Origin of the sequence: Candidatus Borrarchaeum sp. (assembly GCF_019058535.1) — an archaeon.
Classification (GTDB): Archaea; Asgardarchaeota; Sifarchaeia; order Borrarchaeales; family Borrarchaeaceae; genus Borrarchaeum; species Borrarchaeum weybense.
Genome location: NZ_JAHPYX010000055.1, coordinates 1 through 4,472, shown reverse-complemented (window position 1 = coordinate 4,472; position 4,472 = coordinate 1). Strand labels below are relative to the sequence as shown.

Annotated in this window: 7 protein-coding genes; 1 reads left to right on the top strand and 6 read right to left on the bottom strand. The window is 40.6% G+C overall.

The genetic code is table 11. The features are described 5' to 3' along the window. From QVB70_RS03060 to QVB70_RS03035, 6 genes are all read right to left on the bottom strand, one after another. Nucleotides 1-406: uL15 family ribosomal protein (locus QVB70_RS03060; protein WP_287583260.1), on the bottom strand; the 406-nt coding region annotated here is incomplete at its 3' end. A 21-nt stretch (nucleotides 407-427) separates the two neighbouring features. Then, the gene (locus tag QVB70_RS03055; protein WP_287583258.1) at nucleotides 428-907 is read right to left on the bottom strand and encodes a 50S ribosomal protein L30; all 480 of its coding nucleotides are present in this window, start codon (nucleotides 905-907) and stop codon (nucleotides 428-430) included. Nucleotides 908-918: 11 nt separating this feature from the next. Beyond that, nucleotides 919-1,575 carry a 30S ribosomal protein S5 gene (rpsE, locus tag QVB70_RS03050; protein WP_287583256.1) on the bottom strand — a complete coding sequence of 219 codons (657 nt, stop codon included), beginning with the start codon at nucleotides 1,573-1,575 and terminating at the stop codon, nucleotides 919-921. 2 nt (nucleotides 1,576-1,577) lie between these two features. Then, nucleotides 1,578-2,195, bottom strand: a complete 618-nt coding sequence (locus QVB70_RS03045) for a 50S ribosomal protein L18 (protein ID WP_287583254.1) — start codon at nucleotides 2,193-2,195, stop codon at nucleotides 1,578-1,580. Nucleotides 2,196-2,200: 5 nt separating this feature from the next. Beyond that, a complete protein-coding gene (locus QVB70_RS03040; protein ID WP_287583252.1) occupies nucleotides 2,201-2,650 on the bottom strand; it encodes a 50S ribosomal protein L19e in 450 nt (149 codons plus the stop codon). Between the two features lie 108 nt (nucleotides 2,651-2,758). Then, entirely contained in the window at nucleotides 2,759-3,226 is a 468-nt protein-coding gene (locus tag QVB70_RS03035) for a 50S ribosomal protein L32e (RefSeq protein ID WP_287583250.1), read from the bottom strand. A 276-nt stretch (nucleotides 3,227-3,502) separates the two neighbouring features. On the opposite strand from QVB70_RS03035, the gene QVB70_RS03030 reads away from it, so the two are divergent. Then, the coding region (locus tag QVB70_RS03030) for an RNA-guided endonuclease TnpB family protein (RefSeq protein WP_287583248.1) at nucleotides 3,503-4,472 on the top strand (970 nt) is incomplete at its 3' end.

The window sequence follows — 4,472 nt, the reverse complement described above, 5'->3', positions numbered from 1 at the left end:
TTTTTTCTATTGCTTTTTCTGAAAAACTATAAGCCTTTACATTCATTATTCTAGTGATTTTGCCCCCACCCAGAATCTTGTTATATCCGAATAGTGTCACATCAATTTCTACCGATTGATCACTAAACTGAACACCTTCCGTATCTTCTGGAAGAGTCTCAATTAATTCTTCTAATTTACTAATATTGATGGATTTGTCAGGCTTTCTCAATTTAACCGGTCTCTTGAAACCAAAAGAACCTATTGTTGCTCTTTCAGCTTCAGTTAAACCTGACTTAAGATGTTTATTTTTACCTGCCCAGCCCTTGCCGCCGCGCATTCCTGCTTTTCTATGCTGACCAACCCTTCCAAATCCATGGACGCGTGATCCTCGGTATTTTCTTGTTTTTCGCCTTTTTCGAATCAATTTTAGTTCTTCCTATTAGAATTATATCATCTTCTGGATCAGCTCGATGATCGCCAACCCTCTATATCCAAGATCTCCTCCTTCTGTGAAGGACGCTTTAATGCCCTTAAGTCCTTTTCTCGGAGGGTGTAAACGAAACACTTTTTTTAATGAAGGTAAATCCGAAAATTCGGCTTTAAAACCACAAACAGACTGTGCAAATTCAGAAACAGATGAAAAAGACGTTTTTCTTTTAATAAGGTCATCTGTGATCTTCTTTTTGGTTTCAGCCATTTCGCCTCTCTTTGTTAACAGAAGTTCAACTGTGTCTGAATCTATTTCGCCCCATGTTACCCAGTCTTTAATTTTTTGCAACATACCTTGATATGAAGAGCGGTCATCGATGATAACGCAGTTAAACCTACGAAACAGTTTAAGCATTTGTAGTGTGTCCTCTGTGGTTTTTCTTACATTTACCCTGCCTCTCATCCGGATAACTGCTAATCGTTTTCTTTCTTCCACTTACATCAGCCTCAAGCCCAATCTTGTGGAGTCATAATCTTGTTGGTTTCTCGTAAAGCATCATAAACTGCATATGCATAATTGACTGTCGTGCGAGTATTACCTCGTGCTTTGCACCAAACATCTTCTATGCCTCCCAATCGCAACATAGTTTTTCCAACTTCACCAATTGCCAATCCTGTACCTTTGGGTGCTGGAAACAAATTAACTTGAACACTTCCAGCCTTTCCCATTACTTTAAAGGGAATAGTATGACCTAATCCACATGCACATTCCCAACTCCCACATGAACGCCTTATTGGGATGATATTAAGTTTTGCTACAAGGATAGCCTTTCGTATGGCAGGACCAATTTCTTTAGCTTTCGCAGTGCCTATTCCAACATATCCATCTTTATTGCCAACAACAACTGTTGCTTTGAATCGACTTTTTTCACCAGCATCTGTTTGTTTTTGAACGAGATTAATATCAAGAACTTCCTCTTGTAGATTAGGAAGTAGAGTATCGATTATTTGAGACTCTTTGATGGGTAAACTCAGTTTAAATAACTCATCAACTGATGTTATTCTTCCTTCCTGCACCCATCGCCCTACTCGTGTTCTAGGTATCCAGCCTTCGGTAGGATCTTTTTCCTGTCTTCTAGGTTTTCTACGTCTACGTCTGGACATATCTAATTAGCCTCCTTGTCAAAAGAATTTACTATTTTATTCTTAATTTCATCAAAATGTTCTGGAAGATTTTGGGGTTGTAATCCTCTTTTTGCTACTAATGTGAAAACCTGAGTCTGTTTTTTGTCTTCATCTTCCTCAGCCTCCGATAGTAGCTTTGCGTAGTTTGCTATGTCTTCTCCTCGTATACGCGATTCATCTGGTAAGACATCTTCACTATGTGGTATTGAAAGTCCAGCGTCTAATGCACCTTTCAGTGCTGCAAAGATTTTAGCACCTTTAATTGGGGCAACAATCCCAATATCTAAAACAGCATTTTCTAATCCCGCTTTTGTTGCGCGAAAACCTGCCAGTAATCCTGTAAGATATGTTGCAGGTATATTTCCACAATTACCTTTCCAGTCAAATTTTTCCTGCAATTCTTTAGAATGAGCGGAAACAATAACATGATCCCCATCCAGATGGGGCTTAAGAATTTGAACTGTAATATAACGATTAGACCTTCTAATTACGAAACGAAGCCGATTAGAAAGTAATAATTTTCTTCGAAGAAGATAATTTGTTTTTCCTTCTCTTCGTCTTCTGAAAACGACTCTGTATCTAGGGCCATGCCCTCTCATTTAATTCACCGCCGATATAAATCATGATCTTCTATCCATGTGTCCAGATGTGCTTTGCTGCGAAAACTGTTGCCTTTTGCTTTTCGATACAACAAGCGATACGTTGAAGATGTGATCATCCTCCGAGCACGCAGCTTTTTGAGATGTCGCCTGATTGGTCGAATCTTTTGGATCCATTTACGTTTTCTAGGCAATCTTGCAGTTTTTCTACCCGCACGACTTCCGTACCCACGTTTGCGACCGAGTTTCTTTTGTTTATGCTTCTTTTTAGCTCGACCATGACTTACACCTTGCTCTGGCTTCTTTTTAATAAAGCCATCGTGAATCAATCTTCTTATATCTTCACGACGGATTGCCATTGAAACTTCTTCAAGGCGTGTGGGGTTGATCCAGACTCTTGAAATACCTACTTTAAGTATGTCCGCTGCAAGTTCTTTTTGATTTTTCAGATCCATTTTCAGCACATCCGTGAACTAGGTTTTTCACGGTTCATAATTTGGAAATATTGTAAGTACTACAGATAACCTCTTCAATTCTGATCTTGAGGAATAGTGTTTCTAATTCTAGATTTCTTCCTCAAAATCTTCTAATTCGAAATCTTCTAATTCTATATCTTCGAATCTTTCCGTTTCTGAAAGTTCAGCAAGTTCTAAAGGTACTTGTGGGTTTATTATAGTTATACCTAGGGTTTCTGCGTTATCTATAATTTGTGATCTTTTTCTTGCACCAACTGTATGGGCTATTCTTACAATTTCCTCATCAGGATTAATCATACCTACTTCCTTTAGATTGTGAACAAGAACTTCCCTGTATCCTAAAGGATGAAGATTTCGAGTTTCTCTTGGTCCTTTGTAACCTACATTCACAGATTTTGGAAGTCCTTTCTTTTTTTGACGCATTCTTGAGTCAATTCCACTTGGTCTCCTCCAAGATTTCTTAACTCGTTTATAGCGCCAACTTTCCTGCCTTCGGAACTTAGGTTTTTTTAATTTCTTCTTTTTACGTTCCCGAAGGAGTTTTCCTTCAATCATTACTTCTCCTCCAATTAATTGGATGATTTGAATGTCTAACTTATCTAAACCTATTTTAAGCGTCATTTAGCTTAGTAATTGAAATTGTAAACGGGGCAGCATAGAGAAGGTTAGTATATTTTTTAAGTTTATCTCTATCGCAAGAAGACCCCTCAACTTATTGGGGGGATGAATTGCGGTTTCACTTTCACCGTAGTGTCCCCAATCTTTAAATAGGTTTTTGCGTCTACTACACCCCATAAAATGAATAGTAGGGGGATAACAGGGATAGGTGTGATGAAACGAACTTACCAATATCGTCTGTACCCGACCACACAACAGGCGACCACGTTAACGCAATGGCTGACTACCTGTCGTCTGTTGTACAACAACGGTCTTGCCGAGCGGAAAAAAGTATGGGCGACTCATAAAAAATCAGTTACCTATGGTGAGCAAGCTAACCAACTGAAAGACGCTAAAAAGACCAACCAGTTTTTGAAGGCGGTTCATTCTCAGGTACTTCAGGACGTGCTGAGACGACTGGATAAGACCTTTACCAACTTTTTTCGGCGCATCAAGAAGGGGGAAAACGCAGGCTATCCACGATTCAAAGGCAAATACCGGTATGACTCCTTTACCTACCCACAAAGTGGATTCGCCCTCGATTACCACCACAAGAAGAAGACACTCCGCCGCTCGAAAATTGGAGGTATCAACATTAAACTCCACCGTCCTATCCCGTCTGAAGGCGTGATCAAGACCCGTACCATCAAACGGGATGTAGACCACTGGTATGCCTGTTTTGTAGTAGCACTGCCTGACCCCGCTCTTGACTCTCAGCAGAGAGCCATAAAGAAGGCAATAGGGGTAGATGTGGGGCTGAAGAGTTTACTGACGTTAAATAACGGAGACACCATAGATAACCCCCGCTGGTTGAGATACTCGGAGAAGCAACTAGCCAAAACGCAGCGAAGGAAAGATAGGAAGGTTAAGGGCTCACATAACCGCCATAAGCAGAACAGGAAGGTGGCAAAGCTACACCGGAAGATCCGCAACCAGCGGAAGGACTTTCATCACAAGCTCAGTCGACAGCTGGTCGATATGTATGACCTGATTGTGTATGAGCAGCTTACCATCACCAACATGGTGAAGAACCATCGTCTCGCCAAGTCGATTAGTGACGCCGGATGGGGGCAACTCATGTGTTTTACCGAGTACAAAGCGGAGGAAGCTGGTACTGTAGTAGAATATGTGAGTGCCTATAATA

What these genes read in the sequence shown, in the direction of transcription:
- QVB70_RS03035 (WP_287583250.1), bottom strand. Translation starts at nt 3,226, where the DNA reads ATGATTGAAGGAAAACTCCTTCGGGAACGTAAAAAGAAGAAATTAAAA.
- rpsE (WP_287583256.1), bottom strand. Translation starts at nt 1,575, where the DNA reads ATGTCCAGACGTAGACGTAGAAAACCTAGAAGACAGGAAAAAGATCCT.
- QVB70_RS03040 (WP_287583252.1), bottom strand. Translation starts at nt 2,650, where the DNA reads ATGGATCTGAAAAATCAAAAAGAACTTGCAGCGGACATACTTAAAGTA.
- QVB70_RS03045 (WP_287583254.1), bottom strand. Translation starts at nt 2,195, where the DNA reads ATGAGAGGGCATGGCCCTAGATACAGAGTCGTTTTCAGAAGACGAAGA.